Source organism: uncultured Parasphingorhabdus sp. (genome assembly GCF_963975735.1).
GTDB lineage: Bacteria > Pseudomonadota > Alphaproteobacteria > Sphingomonadales > Sphingomonadaceae > Parasphingorhabdus.
On sequence record NZ_CAXBIA010000010.1, the window covers coordinates 97,410 to 114,018 of the forward strand.

11 protein-coding genes and 4 pseudogenes are annotated in these 16,609 nt (G+C 55.8%); 7 read left to right on the forward strand and 8 right to left on the reverse strand.

The window, feature by feature from the left end:
* Positions 1 to 9 precede the first annotated feature (9 nt).
* Both AACZ86_RS11750 and AACZ86_RS11755 read right to left on the reverse strand, forming a co-directional pair.
* On the reverse strand, positions 10 to 582 hold the full coding sequence (locus tag AACZ86_RS11750) for a biotin/lipoyl-containing protein (protein ID WP_339692792.1): 573 nt from the start codon (positions 580 to 582) through the stop codon (positions 10 to 12).
* Position 583: 1 nt separating this feature from the next.
* Positions 584 to 2,932, reverse strand: coding sequence for a transketolase (locus tag AACZ86_RS11755; RefSeq protein ID WP_339692793.1), 2,349 nt, complete (start codon positions 2,930 to 2,932; stop codon positions 584 to 586).
* A 125-nt stretch (positions 2,933 to 3,057) separates the two neighbouring features.
* On the opposite strand from AACZ86_RS11755, the gene AACZ86_RS11760 reads away from it, so the two are divergent.
* Positions 3,058 to 3,531 carry an Lrp/AsnC family transcriptional regulator gene (locus AACZ86_RS11760; protein WP_339692795.1) on the forward strand — a complete coding sequence of 158 codons (474 nt, stop codon included), beginning with the start codon at positions 3,058 to 3,060 and terminating at the stop codon, positions 3,529 to 3,531.
* Positions 3,532 to 3,996: 465 nt separating this feature from the next.
* Here the strand turns inward: AACZ86_RS11760 and AACZ86_RS11765 are convergent.
* Positions 3,997 to 4,442: pseudogene (locus AACZ86_RS11765) on the reverse strand (transposase); the annotation flags it as partial.
* Between the two features lie 153 nt (positions 4,443 to 4,595).
* On the opposite strand from AACZ86_RS11765, the pseudogene AACZ86_RS11770 reads away from it, so the two are divergent.
* The 4 genes and pseudogenes from AACZ86_RS11770 to AACZ86_RS11785 all read left to right on the forward strand — a co-directional run.
* Positions 4,596 to 4,976 (forward strand): annotated as a pseudogene (locus AACZ86_RS11770) (transposase); the annotation flags it as partial.
* 114 nt (positions 4,977 to 5,090) lie between these two features.
* Positions 5,091 to 6,083, forward strand: a complete 993-nt coding sequence (locus AACZ86_RS11775; RefSeq protein ID WP_339692797.1) for a fumarylacetoacetate hydrolase family protein — start codon at positions 5,091 to 5,093, stop codon at positions 6,081 to 6,083.
* Between the two features lie 102 nt (positions 6,084 to 6,185).
* A complete protein-coding gene (locus AACZ86_RS11780; RefSeq protein ID WP_339692798.1) occupies positions 6,186 to 7,244 on the forward strand; it encodes an IS5 family transposase in 1,059 nt (352 codons plus the stop codon).
* A gap of 181 nt (positions 7,245 to 7,425) precedes the next feature.
* Positions 7,426 to 7,803: pseudogene (locus AACZ86_RS11785) on the forward strand (transposase); the annotation flags it as partial.
* 287 nt (positions 7,804 to 8,090) lie between these two features.
* Here AACZ86_RS11785 and AACZ86_RS11790 read toward each other — a convergent pair.
* From AACZ86_RS11790 to AACZ86_RS11810, 5 genes and pseudogenes are all read right to left on the reverse strand, one after another.
* Positions 8,091 to 8,366 (reverse strand): annotated as a pseudogene (locus tag AACZ86_RS11790) (transposase); the annotation flags it as partial.
* A 278-nt stretch (positions 8,367 to 8,644) separates the two neighbouring features.
* A complete protein-coding gene (locus tag AACZ86_RS11795; RefSeq protein WP_339692820.1) occupies positions 8,645 to 10,066 on the reverse strand; it encodes an MFS transporter in 1,422 nt (473 codons plus the stop codon).
* A gap of 304 nt (positions 10,067 to 10,370) precedes the next feature.
* A complete protein-coding gene (locus AACZ86_RS11800; protein WP_339692799.1) occupies positions 10,371 to 11,468 on the reverse strand; it encodes an NAD(P)-dependent alcohol dehydrogenase in 1,098 nt (365 codons plus the stop codon).
* 36 nt (positions 11,469 to 11,504) lie between these two features.
* Positions 11,505 to 12,029 (reverse strand): aromatic-ring-hydroxylating dioxygenase subunit beta, encoded by a 525-nt coding sequence (locus tag AACZ86_RS11805; RefSeq protein ID WP_339692801.1) that lies wholly within the window; start codon positions 12,027 to 12,029, stop codon positions 11,505 to 11,507.
* Positions 12,030 to 12,072: 43 nt separating this feature from the next.
* Positions 12,073 to 13,437 carry an aromatic ring-hydroxylating dioxygenase subunit alpha gene (locus AACZ86_RS11810; protein ID WP_339692803.1) on the reverse strand — a complete coding sequence of 455 codons (1,365 nt, stop codon included), beginning with the start codon at positions 13,435 to 13,437 and terminating at the stop codon, positions 12,073 to 12,075.
* Between the two features lie 124 nt (positions 13,438 to 13,561).
* Between AACZ86_RS11810 and AACZ86_RS11815 the strand changes: the two genes are divergently transcribed.
* Together AACZ86_RS11815 and AACZ86_RS11820 are read left to right on the forward strand one after the other, a co-directional pair.
* Positions 13,562 to 14,482 carry a DMT family transporter gene (locus AACZ86_RS11815; protein ID WP_339692805.1) on the forward strand — a complete coding sequence of 307 codons (921 nt, stop codon included), beginning with the start codon at positions 13,562 to 13,564 and terminating at the stop codon, positions 14,480 to 14,482.
* 42 nt (positions 14,483 to 14,524) lie between these two features.
* The gene (locus AACZ86_RS11820; RefSeq protein WP_339692807.1) at positions 14,525 to 16,414 is read left to right on the forward strand and encodes an AMP-binding protein; all 1,890 of its coding nucleotides are present in this window, start codon (positions 14,525 to 14,527) and stop codon (positions 16,412 to 16,414) included.
* The last annotated feature ends 195 nt before the right edge of the window (positions 16,415 to 16,609 follow it).

Below are 16,609 nucleotides of genomic sequence, written 5' to 3' on the forward strand. Positions count from 1 at the left end.
AGAATGTCTCTATCGGCCGTTCATGATGACTGTGGATGGAGGCGACAACAATGACGGCAAGCCAAGGTCGGCTTTGACGATCTTGCCACGCGGCCCCGATCCCTTGAGATCGCTGAGCGAAAGCCCCTTGAAACTGGCGATGCGCCGAGCGAGCGGGGTTGCATTAGCGGCCCGATTATCGCCGTGCCCAGCAATAGCTGGTCCCCGTAGCGGATCTGCAACGGGAGCTGGAGCTGGTTCTGGAGTGGTTGGAGGTGGCCGTCTCTGCTCTTCCACCGGAGCTTCAGCATCAACCGGAGACTTGGCCGCCGTCACGACCGGCACCGCAGCGACTGCTTCGCCGTCTTCGGCCATGGTTGCGATAATCGTGCCGACAGGAACATCGTCAGTGCCTTCCGCGATCAGAAGCGAGGCGATACGTCCCTCATCAACCGCTTCAAATTCCATCGTCGCCTTGTCGGTTTCAATCTCCGCAATCACATCGCCTGATTTGACCGCATCGCCTATTGCGACGAGCCATTTTGCCAGCGTGCCTTTCTCCATGGTCGATGACAATGCAGGCATTTCAAGTTCAATCGCCATCTCAATTCTCCAGAAACAGTTCAGCGGCCGCATCAACGATAGCCTCTGCATCGAGCCGGTATTCGCGGTAAAGGTCGAGCAGATCCCCGGTCTGGCCAAAGCGGTCGGTGCCGAGCGGACTAACCCGCATGCCCTTGACTCCGCCCAGCCAGGACAAGGCGCCCGGCGAGCCGTCCAATATTGTGACCAGACCGGCACCGGGAGCCAGTGCCGACAGCAGATGTTCGGCATGGGAAGGCGCAATGTCCGTTTGCGCACCATTCCAGCGACAAGCACAGCGCGCGGACCATCCGCGGTGCAGCAAGTCGGGCGAGGTTACATTGAGAAGCCCCAGTCCCGGCATGTCTTCCGACAGGCTTTCCCATGCTTCCAACGCTTCGGGAGCAATGGCACCGGTGAAGACAATGGCGGCCTCAGCCTCCGGGCCGGGTTGACGCAGCCAGTAGCCGCCCTTTAAAGCATCGGCCTCCCAGGCATCGCTGTTGCGTTTAATCTGCGGGACGGATCGTGTACTCAGCCGCAGATAGACAGAACTGCCATCCGGCCTCTGCATATGGTCGAAAGCATGACGCATCATCAGCGCCACCTCGTCCGCCCACGCCGGTTCGAAATAGTCGAGATTGGGCTGTCCCATGCCGATAAGCGGCGTGTTGATAGACTGGTGCGCGCCGCCTTCGCCGGCCAGCGTCAGACCAGACGGCGTTCCGACCAGCAGGAAACGTGCATCCTGATAACAGCCATAGTTGAGCGCATCGAGACCGCGGGCGATAAATGGATCATAGACCGTCCCGACCGGCAGCAACCGTGTGCCGAAATGCGGCGCGGAAAGCCCCAGCGATGTCAGCATGAGAAAGAAGTTATTCTCCGCGATACCCAGCTCGATATGCTGGCCAGCCGCATGGGCGGCCCATTTCTGCGCAGAGGGGATTTTTGCCTGCCGGAACACATCGGCCACTTCCTGACGGCGGAACAGGCCGCGCTGGTTTACAAAGGCGCCAAGATTTGTGGTCTGCGTCACATCGGGCGCTGTGGTCACAATCCGGTTGCCGATTTCCTCATCGGATTTGGCAAGGTCAAACAATATCCGACCGAACGCGGCCTGCGTGGATTGTTCATCCCCGTCGGGAATGGAAAAACGCGCTGGTACCGGAACAGCTTCCGCCTCGCCCTCCGGCGGGGTTCGGGCAAAGGCGCTATTTTCCATGAAGGCCTTGAGTTCGGCGGCCATATTGTCACCAAGTCCGGCATAGGGCTCCCATTCATCGCCCTCGGATATGCCCATCCGGTCCCGCAGACAGTGAATCTGCGGCGGGTTCATCATGCCGGAGTGATTATCCTTATGTCCTGCCAATGGCAGACCAAAGCCCTTCACCGTATAAGCGATGAACATGGTCGGCAGTTCGTCATCCGCAGCATCAAAGGCCTCGGTCAGACTGGCCATGCAATGCCCGCCCAGATTAGTCATCAGCGCAGCAAGCTGGTCATCATCATAGCCGGCGATGAGCTTCGTTACGTTCGCCTTGCCGCCGATGTCTGCGAGCAACCGCTCGCGCCATGCCTCTCCGCCTTTGTAGGTCAGCACGGCAAAATCGGCGTTCGGACAATTGTCGATCCATTCCTCGAGCGCCTTGCCACCCGGTTTCCTGAACGCCGCCTGCTGCAACTTGCCATATTTAAGCGTGATCACCCGCCAGCCACATGTCTCGAATATATCGTCGAAGCGCCGGAACATCCGGTCGGCGGTGGTGCTGTCGAGCGACTGGCGGTTATAGTCCACAATCCACCAGCAATTGCGGATATTATGTTTATAGCCTTCGATCAGGCACTCATAGATATTGCCTTCATCCAGCTCCGCATCGCCCATCAGCGCGATCATTCTGCCCGCGTCTTCGTTTTTCACCTGCCCGTGTGCGATGAGATAGTCCTGCACCAGACTAGAGAAAGCGGTGACGGCAACGCCCAGACCGACAGAGCCGGTTGAAAAATCAACAGGAATGCTATCCTTGGTGCGCGAGGGGTAGCTCTGGACACCGCCAAGGCTACGGAAGTTGATCAGATTTTCGCGCGACTGGTTGCCGAGCATATAGTGAATCGCGTGCAGCACGGGCCCCGCATGTGGCTTGACCGCGACCTTGTCCTGGGGCCGCAACGCATGGAAATAGAGCGCCGCCATGATTGCCGTCATCGAAGAGCAGCTCGCCTGATGCCCGCCAACCTTCAAACCATCGCGTTTGGGCCGGATGTGATTGGCGTTATGCACCGTCCAGGAGGAAAGCCAGCGCAAACGCGCTTCGAGCGTTTCCAGCACATTTATGGTTTCCGCGTTAGAAGGCTGCGCCGTTTTCACCATTTTTGAATCTCCGGATCTGGGCTGTCGCTTATAGATCTTTCCAGCCAACATGTTATTGCTACTGGTTGCGCCATATCTTAATAAATTGGCATAATTTACTATATTATCATGCATTAAGGCAGATTATGTCAAATACTGAACTGGATGAATTTGACAGACGGATATTGGACGCCCTGCAGACCGATGGCCGTATGACAAACAGCGATCTGGCAGAAAAAATCGGACTATCGCCTAGTCCATGCCTGCGCCGGGTTCGTCAGCTTGAATCCCGGGGCATGATCTCTGGCTATGTGGCACTGGTTGACCCGCAAGCCATCGGCCTTTCGGTTTCTGCCTTTGTGCGGGTTCGCCTCGACCAGCAGGATGACCGGCACCTGCGAGCCTTCGAAACAGCAATTGCCGATTTTCCGGAAGTAATGGAATGCTATCTGATGAGCGGAGATGCTGATTACCAGCTGCGGGTAATGGTGGAATCGCTGAATGCCTTCGAGCATTTTCTGCGCAACAAGCTGACGATGATCGGTGGTGTAGCGCAAGTCACCACCAGCTTTGCCCTGCGGCCAATCATCTACAAGACGGCATTACCGCTCGGGCACTGAATTAGTACGCCCGCGCAATATCCTCACACATAGCCTCGCAGACGTGCACCGTGGTATATTTGGCCAACCCGGAAGAAACATCGCGTCACCAGACGCGCCGCCCATCTAGCTTTTTAGATTAAAACGAAAAATGAATGGCGGAGACGGAGTCCGGAATACTTCCTAAATAATATCCTGATAAAAAATCACAAAAAAAGTTGATGTGATACTTAGACCCACACTCAGGCCCACATTATCGAGTCAATGCGAGTGAACCAAATTCAAGAGATATCTCGTAAAACAGACGCATTGAATAAGAAGAGGACTCGAATTTATGCGTTAACCTGTTGATTTAAATATATATTTCAATACGGAGATCGAGAAGGCCCATAAAGAAGCCCAGCAACCTGTGCTGCCATCCAGAACGTACGGCGCAGACGAGCATTGCCATACTTGGAAAGCTTAGTGCGCCCCCGGAACATGCCCGACGGCCTCATGGGTCTTCGACATCTCCTGCAGGTCATTGATGCCCGCTGCTAGCGGATCAACATAGCGCTGGGTCGCGCCGATCTGCAGCATATGCAAGATCACCTGGGCATCTTTGGAATCGTTCTTGTCCCAGCCATTGTGGAGCGCCTCACGCGTCCGCGCCAACGCGACCGATGAGATCAGGCGTAGCTCGAAACCTGCAGTCAGCAGCCGGTGAGCCAGCGTCCGGTGATAGTTGCCAGTGGCTTCAAAGCCGACAACAATCGGCGACCAATCGCAGCCAGATCATTGGTCAACCGGTCGTAGTCTACCTTGCTCGCCATCACGGTCATGCGCCTGCGTCTTCCGCCCTCCGGGCGCTCGAGCAATATCTCTTGGCGATGCTTGGACATATCTATGGCTACCAGTACAGCATCGGCGGGAGTAGAATTACGGTTGGTCATGATCGGTCAGCCTCCAAAGTGTTGAGTCGGTAACTTCACTTTAGAGACCCACTGGCCGATTGTGGCTGCCTTGATGAAGCCTGCGGACGCTACGCGCCCTTGCCTTCATCAAGGCAATGCGGCCTTTACAAAAGCCGCTTCCCAATGTGCTATGGCACGGAACTCACCTCCAATGCGGTGCTGGCATGGTGCGGGGATGCAAGGCTTGAGTGGCATTACACGACGCCTGGCAAGCCGACGGATAATGCGTTCGTGGAGAGCTTTAACGGGCGGATGCGTGACGAGTTATTGAACGAGACGCTGTTCATGAGCCTTGATCACGCCCGTGAAAAGATCGCTGCATGGATCGATGATTACAATAACCAGCGGCCACACTCATCGTTGGGATACGCAACTCCGGCAGCGTTCGCTGCCGGAGTTGAAAAGCAAGGGGCTGCTTCGCTCCGCATAGCCGGAGGCTACGCTACGCAGCCCCTTGCTTCACCCGCGCAGTCGCGCAATAACGATGCCGAGACTCTAATCGCAACTGGATGAACGTTGGGGTCACGTCAAGTTTGACACAATTTCGGTAATCTAAGATCAACAAATTGACGAGCGAGTAACGGATAAAACGTCAACCCATTTCAACTTTTCAGGAAATAACGAGTCATGAAATTTGCAACGATTATTGAAGACGGCGACACAGTTGGTACAGTGGGAATTCAGCAAAATCAGCTGGTCCGTCTGTCAGATTTAGGACCGTGGGCCTCAATTCGCGAGTTAATTGAAGGAGGTGACGCCGCGATTGAGAACGTTAAAAAAGCGTTGTCGAGAAAAAAATTGCGTACAATTTCTGCTGCGCAAGCAAAATGGGCACCTCCGATACCAGATCCATCGAAAATGCTATTCATTGCCCTCAACAACGTCGTACTAGATGAAATACTAGTTCATCGACCGGATTTCCCGGTTTACTTTCCGAAAATCAATTCGGCGCTCGCCGGTAGCGGCGCGATTTTGGAATTGCACGCACAATACGGACTCACGCATGCCGAACCTGAACTCGGTGTAATAATCGGTAAGCGCGGTCGATATATTGCCATTGAGAACGCCATGAACCATGTCTTTGGCTACACTGTAATAAATGATGTGACTTCGGCTACTATGCGAATGGAGGACGTATATCTCGTTCGTTATCCAATGCCGAAAGCCGACTTCGCATATGTGCCAGTTGAAGAACATCTCCTTTATCCGGGTCGCTATAAAAATGCAGATGGTTTTGCACCGATGGGGCCGTACATCGTCAGCAAAGATGAAATTGACGATCCTCACAATCTTTACGTAAAGGCATGGATCGACGAAGATATTATTGCCGATGATAATACTAAAAATCTGCACTATTCCGTATCAGAAGTAATCCATTGGATAAGTATGCATTCAACTCTCGAAGCAGGGGACATAATTTCGATGGGTACCGCTCTGCATCCTGATGCTCAATGCGACCCGCTTTCTAGAGGTGACCTGAACAGTAGAGGGGAGGTCGTTCGGGTTGAAATCGAAAGTATTGGAACAGTCGAAACACCAATCAAACGGATCCGCAATGCTGACCCAAAGGAATATTTCGCCGCGAACAAGCGTTTTGTTAAAACATTGAAAACATATTGATGCAGCTGTGTTAATTACATAAGGCCACCTCGAACAGTAGCCTCTTGCCCCCGCGATCAAATTTCGATTCAAGGATGCTGAGACAGCGAGGGATTTTGCATCATGAGCCAACCGGGATTTTTTGATTTGAGCCGCCGTTATGAAGGCCTGGACGCGGCGGGTGATCCGTTAGTGGCGATAGCAGCGGCGGTTCCCTTTGCGCTATTCCGGGGGAAGCTTCAGCGCGCACTTGTCAAAGGCGGGCTACGCAAGGCGGATAGGGACCGCAAGAGCGCGGCGGGACGCAAGCCGTGGGACGAGGTGCTGATTTTCAAGATATTAGTGCTTCAGGCGCTGTATAATCTGTCAGATGACCAGATGGAGTATCAATTGCGCGACCGGCTTTCGTTCATGCGGTTCGTAGGGCTTGGTCTGGAGGAGGCAGTGCCCGATGCCAAGACCTTGTGGCTGTACCGCGAGGCGCTGGGCAAAGCGAAGGCGGTGGATAAGCTGTTTCGCTTGTTTGATGCTTATCTCAAGGATCAAGGCTATCTGGCGATGGGCGGCCAGATTATTGATGCCACCATCGTGCCTGCGCCGCGCCAGCGCAACTCGCGCGACGATAATGCACAGGTCAAAGCCGGGGAGACGCCGCCGGAATGGGAGGCCCACCCCGCCAAAAATCGCCAAAAAGACAAGGACGCGCGCTGGACGAAGAAGCATGGGCAGTGTCACTTCGGCTACAAGAACCACATCAGCATCGACCGGAAGTACAAGCTGGTGCGGCGCTACGTTATCAGCACAGCCTCGGTGCATGACAGCCAGAGACTGGAGGATGTGCTTGACCCTGATAATACCGCCAGCGGCGTGTGGGCCGACAGCGCCTACCGCAGCAAAGAGAGTGAAAAGATGCTTGCCGACCGCGCGATGAAGAGCCACATCCACCGGCGCGGCAATCGGGGCAAGCCGCTTGACCCGCGTCAGGACGCAGCTAACAAGACCCGCTCAAAAGTCCGCGCACGGGTCGAGCATGTGTTTGGCACCCAGCCCACCAGCATGGGAGGCAAGTTCGTCCGCACCATCGGCATCGTGCGGGCTACGACAAAGATCGGGATGCAGAACCTGGCTTACAACAGGCGGCGTCTGGTGGTGCTGGAAAGAGCGGCAATCGTCGCCATCTGATACCGGCGGCCAACCAGAAAGACTATATCAACCCAAAATAGCACTGATCAATCCACAAATGATCGGGCTTCTGGCCCGGCAAGCGGTTCAAGCAACCGCTTTGCTAACCGATAATCGCCATTGTTCGAGGTGGCCATAAGTGAGTGTTTTGGTTTCATTGCGGTGACTGTAAGGAACGGAAATGAAAGCAAAACACTCAAAAGCCCCCGCGGAGCGGGTGGGGAAAGATATCCGCAGAGCAACGCGCAAACAGTATAGCGCGGAAGAGAAAATCCGGATCGTGCTGGAGGGCCTGCGCGGCGAAGATAGCATTGCAGAGCTATGCCGCCGTGAGGGTAGCGCGCAGGGCGTATACTACAAATGGTCGAAGGACTTCATGGACTGAGGCAGCGCCGCCATGCCGGGGGCATGGCGAGAACCGAAGGGCAAGCGCAGGCTCGCTGGCGATACGGCACGCGCTGCCAATAGCGATGAGGTCCGTGATCTTCGTAAGGAAGCCCGTGATCTGAAAGAAGTGGTTACCGAACAGATGCTCGAAATGCGCCTACTCAAAAAACGTATGGCCCGCCTCTTTGCAAGAGTAGATTTTTTGATAGCAATCGCACGGTCTGCGTAAACGTATGCGGCATATCGATCATCTGATCGTCGCCAAGAGGGATATTCGCGCGGCCCGGTCCTCATAAGCTTGTCGGCTTCGAGAAGCCATTTTTTTGACCAGGTGTCCGGTCCGCCGATCAATCGTTCGGCCATCTCACTTTCCACTCGCAAAAGCGTATCTCTCGATAGATTGTAACTCCTTTTTATTAATGCCGCAGATTTGGCGGGCACATTCCGATATGTTTCTTGGTGACGCAAGGTTGCCCACGCGATACGCACTAGTTTGTTGGCTAGCGCTACAACTGCAGAGTTGCGGTGAGACCGGGCAAGCAGCTCGCGCAACCAAAAGCCCAATTGGGTCTCGCTCTTCGCCAGCCACGGTACAGCAGCTCGCGCACCGTGGATAAACAATGTTCGCAAATAGATGTTACCCCGCCTGCTTATGCCCAGAAGCTTAGGCTTGCCGCCGGGTGGTCGTTGTTTTGGAACGAGGCTTGCTGTTCAACGCGGGCGAGCGACACTTGCCGATATCAAGCTGGGCATCTGCGGAAAGCACGGCGGTAATCCGGCTTCGATCGCGTTCTGTGAGTAGGTTGGGCTCGAATATGTCAGTGCTTCGCCATTCCGCGTGCCGATTGCCTGTCTGGCGGCGCAGGCAATTTTAGAGAAATGAAGGGCAGGCTTTTTGACGGCGAAGAATTTTCTTCCCGTCCGTCAAAAGCTCGGCGTACGCAAGATCACCATCCGGCCGTTTGCTTAGTGGGGAGTGATCCACCGCTCGCAGACTGCTCAGAAATGTTTAATTATGTATCGCCCGTAACGGATCGATTCCGACCTCTTTGCAACAGGGTTGCGCTTGCCACCATCATCGCAATCATGGCCGCTGCCACGATTGGCGCATCACTCTGCGCGCCGATCTTGCGGAATAATAGTGCGGCCATCAAGGCACCGAGCGTCTGACCGATCAACCGTGACAACGATAGCATTGCCGATGCAGCTCCCGAACGCGAGTGGGGCGCGGTTGCCAGCATGCTATAGTTGTTGGGAACCTGGAAAATTCCAAAACCGATACCGCAAATTGCCGCAGCCAAAGCTATCAGGAAAGTTGAGACGCCCGGCTGTATTAACGAAAGCAAGATTGCTCCGCCTGCGAGTAGAATTAGCCCCGCACCGCACAGCCAGGCTGATGGATAGCGATTAACCAGTCGGCCGGAGACGAAGGCGGCGATCATGATACCAAGCGGCAAGGGGACCATCAGCAGGCCGATCGCGTCTGGCTCGAATTGAAACCGCTGCTGGAGAATGAAGGGAAATGACAATGTGATCAATATCATCGCGGCGTAGGCTGCTGCCGACATTGCATAGGCTTTACGCAACGAACGGAGCTTTAGCAAATCTAGAGGCACTATCGAATCTTGGCTGGTGGAGGTGCGTTTTCCGAGGAGAAAAATGGCTGGAACCGCGACACAGACTTCAAACAACGTCCAGCCTGAGATGGTATTCTGGGCAAAGTCGTTAAGAGCCAGGAAGATCGCGGCAAAACCCACGGCGGACAGTAGCGCCGAAGAGTGTTCGAAAGGTTGTCTAGCCGACGCCGTCGAGGGAATTGCCCAAATCCCGAGCGCAAGTGAAAGCAGCCCGAACGGAAGGCCCACGGCAAAAACAGCATGCCAACTTGCCAATGACAAAACAAGTGCGCCAACCGCCGGTCCTGCGGCCGAGGCAATCGAAACGGCTATGGTATTGTAGCCAATTCCACGCGGGATGAATTCGGGGGGATAGATTGTCCGAACCAATGCCCCGCTGACCACCATTACCGCCGCCGCGCCAATTCCCTGGACGAAGCGCGATATTGCGAGAACTGGAAGGTTGGTGGCTAAGATACTTCCAGAGGCTGCAAGCATGAAAAGTACGATTCCTGCCAGATAGACCTTTTTGTAGCCGAGGATTTCACTGGCCTTGGCCATTGGCAAAAGTGCCATCACTATGGCAATCTGAAAGGCATTTATAGCCCACACCGATTTTGCCGCAGTTACTTCCAGGCCCTTGGAGATAAATGGGAGCGCAACGCTCGCGATCGATACGTCCATTATGGTTAGAAATATAGCGCACCAAATCGAAAGTGCTGCCCAGAGACGACGAGGTGCCGGAAGTCCAGTTATGGTTTGGGCTCCGTCCGGTCTACTTGGCGGCCACCCTTGGGGCGTCCCATCTTTCGCAATCATGTCTTTGTTGCTTTTGGTTTTCCGCCCATCCTGTTGCACTCCCTACTCAATATGGCGATCCCCGTCGCGTCAGCCGTGAAGTAGGAAGCAAACGGGACGATCTGCTCCGTTTGCCTTCAGAATATATGGCACAAACTGGAAATAGACCGGCGGGTTTCAGCAGAAGCCACTCAGGGCGAACCACAAGTGAATTTCCTGCCCTTCGCCCTTTCAAGTGCCTGCCTGATGATCGGCTTTTCTATAGGGCCGCTTGGCGTAACATTCTAACTGGGGTTAAGCCGATCAGGGAGCACCCTTTGCGGCATTACATCTTGAGAATGGCCTTGATTGCGTTACCGGAAACTTCCGTGTCCTCGACGGCCTGATTGATCTGGTCGAAATCGTAGAACGTGCAGAGCCGTTCGAACGGAAACAGGCCGGCCTCGCGCATCGCAATCAGTTGCGGGATGAAGACTTGCGGAGTGCTCGAACCCTCAACAACGCCGCGTAATTTGCGGCCGAAAAGTATATTGTTCATGTCAAGCGAGAATTCGGTACCCAACGATGCCCCGCCGACTACGGCTGTTTCCCCCATGGTATGTGTACTGTCTACCGCGCTGCGCAGAACTTGAGGAATGGCGGTGGTATCTATCGCATAGTCCGCGCCGCCCCCCGTTAGGGCAATGATCGTTTCTTGGGCATTGGTGCTAATGGCATCAATAATATCGGTCGCACCAAGTTCACGGGCCAGGTTGAGACGCGTTGGATTGCGATCGACTGCGATAATTTTGAGGCAACCGGAAGCCTTTGCAGCCATCACCGCGCTGAGACCAACTGAGCCGACGCCGAAGATCGCGATCGACGAGCCCGGGGCAGGCTGCAGTGCATTGAGGACGGTGCCCGCGCCGGTTTGAATGCCACAGCCCAGCGGACCGAGAAGTTCTATCTGCGCGTCGTCGGCGACCTTGACGCAGTTGTTTTCAGTTGCGATCGAGTAGGTCGCGAATGAGGACTGTCCGAAGAAGCATGCATTCATCTCTTCTCCGTTGCGCCTGATCGGAGTCGATCCGTCGAGTCTGCGACCCATGAAATTGAGTGGGAAGAGGCTCGGGCAATAGGCTTGGTGGCCCTTCCGGCACGATGGGCAGGTTCCGCAATAGCTGAATGACAACACCACCTTGTCGCCAGGCTTGACTGTGGTGACGCCGCGCCCGACCTTTTCGATAACGCCCGAACCTTCATGGCCTAGCACGACGGGAAGTGGCGTCGGATAATATTGGTCGCGGACGGTAAGATCGGTGTGGCACATCCCGGCCGCAGCTATCTTTACGAGTACTTCATTGTCACGGGGCTCTTCGATATCTACGTTATCAAGGACAAATTTCCCGCCCTGGCTTTCAATGATCGCGGCATAGGCTTGCATATTGAGTCTCCCTTTATTGCGCTCTCGGGCGCTCGCTTAACAGAAAAAATACAGGTTCTTATCTTGCGTTACCCTGGCATCGAGCAGGAGCTTGCGCCGGAACACCTTGAAACCATCGCCAACCCGGCGCAAACTGTCTTCGCGACCCAGCGTGTGCACGGTCGTCTCAAGCTGGCGGCGGTTACGATAAACGAGCAGGTTTGAATAAACGTCGAATTCGTCCTTGCCCGCATCGAAAGCTTCAACGTTGCCGATAAAATACCTTATTTTGGAGGGAGGATCCTCCATCCACACGGTACCAGTATAGAGCCGCTCAACCCGCTGATCGAGTTCGCCGTAATCGTCATTATAAATAGCGGCGTCGTCGGGAGTGGGGTCGGAGCGCCGATCGCGGAGAAAGCGCTGTTCGTAGATTGGCATCCAGTAATGGATGTCCTCCGCGATCATATCCTTGAGCCACTCGCGGTATTGTCCGGTTTGCCACAATCGGACTTCGGCTCGGTAATGCGCCTCGATAGCGAACTGCACTTCCGGTCCTACTGAAATCTGCTTAACTGACATAAATTCTCCGGTTTTCGGTACGTTTCGTGTAGAAATTTATCTACTACTCGGCCGCAGCGAGCCTATCGGTCCAATATTCGCGATTGGGGAAAACCAAATCCCATGTGTCGTCGTTTGCCTTCACCGCCGTCCAATCGGGCGCATCCAGCATCTCCTTCCAGAAACGATAGAAACCGCGATAGGATGTTTCGCCGATGAAACTGGATCCAACTATCCCCGGATAGACCGGGTGCGGCCCTTCGAAGCCAGCACCCATGCTGGAGTCCATTCGACCATCGCGGGTGATGTTTCCGCGGTTGACATGGGTCGCCGACGACATATTCTCGCCATCGTCGCTTTCCAACGTCCCGGCAGTCCCGAAACTCCGACTGGCTTCACGCTGGATACTTCTCTTGGTTTCGGGGTCGACGTCGCGTGGCACCATCGTGTAGGTCCATACCTCAATCTCGTGTGGCCCGCGTGGATGCCAGACCTTGAACGTATTGGTGCCATATAGGAACGAGCAGTTCGGGAAGATCGAGCAATTCCAATGGCCGACGTAAAGGTTCTCACGCTCAGGCCCAAACTTTCGGCCCACTTCAGCCCGAGTTTCGGCAAGGTACTTTGCCCAGCCTTCTCGTTTGACGTGGATTGCCGCTGCCGCGTTGTTTATTACTCCGAAGCCGTGCCCGTGCCGGGTCGTGAACTGGAGGCCGAAATCTTCGAAGGGCATGTCAGCGCGGTTACCCGCCAGACCGGCAAGTTCGCCGCCGATTCCGGCCAAGGCAGCGGCGTGGGTCCAGCCTACGTGGTAGGCGTCGCCGACGAAATTTTCAGTCGGCACTTTCCAGTTGCAAGCCAAAAGGCTCTTCATTGGCGGTCCCTGCAATTCCAGCCCGCCTCCGGCGCCCTCCCAAATCGTGTCAAGGTACCAGCGGAATTCCCCCAGATATCCTTCTAGGCATGGCGCTTCAGAATCGCAGCAGCCGAAAATGAAACCCTTGTAGGTCTCCACCCGGACGGGTTTAGCGGCTAGCCGCGATTTGTCGAGCTGGTCGTGGTAGCACCGCGATTCGAGAGGGACATCAACGAGGCTACCGTCCTGCCCATATACCCAGCCGTGGTAGTTGCAGACGAAGGCCTTGGCATTGCCGCTGTCGGCATGGCAAATCTGGTTGCCGCGGTGGGTGCACGAATTGATGAACGCCCGGAATGATCCATCGGGCTGATGCGACAGGACGACCTTGTCTTCGGCCATATAGGTGGTGATGAAATCGCCGGGCTTGGGGAGGAGCGACTCGTGGCCCAGAAATAGCCACGTGCGCCCAAAAATCCGCTCCAGCTCAAGATCGTACACGTCCTTATCCCAGAAAATCTCGCGCGACTGACTCGATTCGATTGTGTCGACAAGGCGGGGGTCTCCGGTCATAATTCTCTCCGTAAAGCTCATTTGGCTTGCACCAATTAGGCCCAGTCATTATAGGCAACGTGATGCACCATATGCAAAAAAGAACTGTTCTGCAAGCAGCTTTTGTCCCACAAGGCGCAGGATTTTGAACGCGTTTGTTAGGCATCTCGCCGGCTGGCGCGGTGCGGGGCCAGCGATCTGGAACTCGCCCACCCTGCTGCTTTGCCTGGCGTCCTTCTTCTGGGCGTTGAACCCGATTGTCGGCCGGGCAGCGCGCGACCTGATCTCTCCCCTGTCGCTTGCATTCTGGAGATGGGTGGTTGCTTTCCTGTTCTTGCTGCCTTTCGCCTGGCGATATATCAAGGCCGACAGCCAGGCCCTGCGCGAGTCCTGGCTGGGGCTCGTGCTGCTCGGTCTTTTTGGTGTGGGGCTGTTCAGCTATCTCGTCTATTCGGCGCTTCAGTACACTACTGCGACCAACAGTCTGATGCTGCAAGCCATCATGCCGATAATGACGATCGTGATACCAGCGGTTGTGTTTGGGGAGCGGTTGCGGCCACTTCTTGTGCTCAGCGCTGGATTGTCATTTGTAGGGGTCATATGGATCGTGACTAAAGGGCATCCGTTCGCCCTGCAATGGAGCGCACTCAACCGCGGGGATTTGCTCGCCGTGACAGCTGTATTCCTTTATTCGGCCTACGCCACCTTCCTGCGCAAGGTGCCGGCCGTACATCACCTTACCTTGCTCGCCGTCCTTTTCGCGATCGGCGCAGCATCGCTGGCAATACCCTACTTCACCATGCTGGCCAGCAAGGGCCTGTCGTTGCCGCCGGCCGAAGTGGTGGCTGCCGTTCTGTATGTCGGGATATTTCCCTCGCTTGCCGCCTATGGCCTGTTCAACCGTTCGGTAGTGCTGATCGGATCGGTTCGCGCAGGGGTCTATATGAACTTGCCGACGGTGTTCGGGGTCGGACTTGCCATACCGCTCCTTGGTGAATATCTATCTTCATATCATTTTGTGGGCGCGATCATGATCATCGCTGCGATCGCCATTTCACGTCGATAACCCCGCGACCCTCCGAATCCGCAACCCAGGACGCTTGAAGCCATGACCAAAAAACAACACAATCAGTCCTATGCCGATGCTTTTCGTCACGCTGCCGAAGACCCTGAAGGCTTCTGGGCGAACGCCGCGCAGGCGATCGACTGGTTTTCCGAGCCCCGGCTGGCCTATGACGAAGACAAGGGCTGGTTTTCTGACGGGATTCTCAACACCTGCCACAACTGCGTGGACAGGCATGTCCTGGCCGGCCGCGGCGACGCAGTTGCACTGACCTACGACAGCCCCGCGACAGGCGCTTATCGCAGCTACACCTATTCACAACTGCGGGACGAAACAGGGCGAGTGGCGGCGATGCTTGCCAGCCTGGGTGTGTCGAAGGGCGACCGAGTCGTCCTCTTCATGCCGATGGTGCCCGAGACGGCCTTAGCGATGCTGGCTTGTGCGCGTCTGGGTGCGATCCATTCCGTAGTTTTCGGCGGATTCGCCGCACCGGAACTAGCCAAGCGGATTGATGATGCGGAACCCAAAGTAATCCTGACCGCCTCGTGCGGGATCGAGGGGGCGAGGGTCATTGCCTACAAACCTTTGGTCGATGAGGCGGTTGAACTTTCGTTGCATGGCGTCGAACATGTCGTCCTTCTGCAGCGCGAGGGCCTGGCGGCCGACCTTGGCCATGACCGAGACATTGACTGGCAGGAACTCCGCAGCCGCACCGCAAGCGATGCAATGCCAGCCTGTTTGCCGCTCGCTTCGACGGACCCGCTCTATATCCTCTACACCTCGGGAACCACCGGAACTCCCAAGGGTGTCGTGCGCGACAATGGGGGTCATGCTGTCGCGCTTTCGTGGTCCCTGACGAATATCTATGGCATAAGCTCGGGCGACGCCTTCTGGGCTGCATCGGACGTTGGCTGGGTCGTGGGCCACAGTTATATCGTCTATGGGCCCTTGCTGGTCGGCGGAACCTCCGTTCTATTCGAGGGAAAACCGGTTGGCACGCCCGATGCGGGCACCTTCTGGCGGACGATTACACGCAACAAGGTCAAGACCTTTTTCACCGCACCCACTGCGATCCGGGCAATCCGCAAGGAAGATCCCGAAGCAAAGTTCCTGAAGGAGATCGGCACGGGCGATTGCCGCGCTATCTTCCTTGCCGGTGAACGCGCCGATCCTGCAACCATTGACTGGCTTGAACGGGAAAGCGGGCTGCCGGTGATCGATCACTGGTGGCAGACCGAACTGGGCTGGCCTGCCATCGCCTCATGTTTCGCGATGGGCGATTTGCGGCGCAAGCCGGGCAGCGCGGGGCTAGCGGTGCCAGGCTACGAATTTGCTATCCTCGACGACGATGGGCGCGCGGTAGACGAAGGCGAAAGCGGCAACGTCGTTATTCGGACGCCCCTGCCGCCTGGTGCCTTCCGGACGCTGTGGAACAACGAGGCTGCCTATCGGAAAAACTTCGCCAGTTTCCCGGGCTATTACGAAACGGGCGATTCCGGCTATCGCGACAGCGCCGGTTTTCTTCATATCATGGGCCGGACCGATGACATCATCAATGTCGCAGGTCACCGCCTTTCAACCGGACAGATGGAAGAGATTGTGGCACGCCTTGCCGATGTTTCCGAATGCGCGTTGGTCGGTGCGAAGGATTTGGTCAAGGGCATGGTTCCTGTTGCATTCGTAACGGCGCGAGCAGGCACAGCGGATGAACTCGCGATTGCCGAACTTGTCATCGAGGCCGTGCGCGCCGAACTGGGCGCAGTCGCGACATTGAAGACCGTGTATGTGGTCGATCAGTTACCGAAGACCCGATCTGGAAAGATTCTCCGCAACCTTCTGCGCAAGATCGTCGATCACGAACCTTTTAGTCTGCCGCCAACGATCGATGACGCCACCATCCCCCATGCTATCGCCTTGCGAGTAAACGGCACCTGATCATTGGCGCGGCCGGTCTCGAGCAGTCTCCATCAAACCGGAATCACTGAAGATCGTAGCGCGGCAAGCCGGGTGCGCGCCGTCAGCGCCTATGGCACAGATTTGAGGTTGTGATTCAAGGAGGATTGACGCGGCTTCAGAGTAAGCGAGAGCTGTAGGCCGCCTTGCGCGTTGTGCCATTGAAGGGTTGAAGGC

What these genes read in the sequence shown, in the direction of transcription:
- AACZ86_RS11755 (WP_339692793.1), bottom strand. Translation starts at nt 2,932, where the DNA reads ATGGTGAAAACGGCGCAGCCTTCTAACGCGGAAACCATAAATGTGCTG.
- AACZ86_RS11810 (WP_339692803.1), bottom strand. Translation starts at nt 13,437, where the DNA reads ATGACCGGAGACCCCCGCCTTGTCGACACAATCGAATCGAGTCAGTCG.
- AACZ86_RS11780 (WP_339692798.1), top strand. Translation starts at nt 6,186, where the DNA reads ATGAGCCAACCGGGATTTTTTGATTTGAGCCGCCGTTATGAAGGCCTG.
- AACZ86_RS11820 (WP_339692807.1), top strand. Translation starts at nt 14,525, where the DNA reads ATGACCAAAAAACAACACAATCAGTCCTATGCCGATGCTTTTCGTCAC.
- AACZ86_RS11760 (WP_339692795.1), top strand. Translation starts at nt 3,058, where the DNA reads ATGTCAAATACTGAACTGGATGAATTTGACAGACGGATATTGGACGCC.
- AACZ86_RS11750 (WP_339692792.1), bottom strand. Translation starts at nt 582, where the DNA reads ATGGCGATTGAACTTGAAATGCCTGCATTGTCATCGACCATGGAGAAA.
- AACZ86_RS11775 (WP_339692797.1), top strand. Translation starts at nt 5,091, where the DNA reads ATGAAATTTGCAACGATTATTGAAGACGGCGACACAGTTGGTACAGTG.
- AACZ86_RS11795 (WP_339692820.1), bottom strand. Translation starts at nt 10,066, where the DNA reads ATGATTGCGAAAGATGGGACGCCCCAAGGGTGGCCGCCAAGTAGACCG.
- AACZ86_RS11800 (WP_339692799.1), bottom strand. Translation starts at nt 11,468, where the DNA reads ATGCAAGCCTATGCCGCGATCATTGAAAGCCAGGGCGGGAAATTTGTC.
- AACZ86_RS11805 (WP_339692801.1), bottom strand. Translation starts at nt 12,029, where the DNA reads ATGTCAGTTAAGCAGATTTCAGTAGGACCGGAAGTGCAGTTCGCTATC.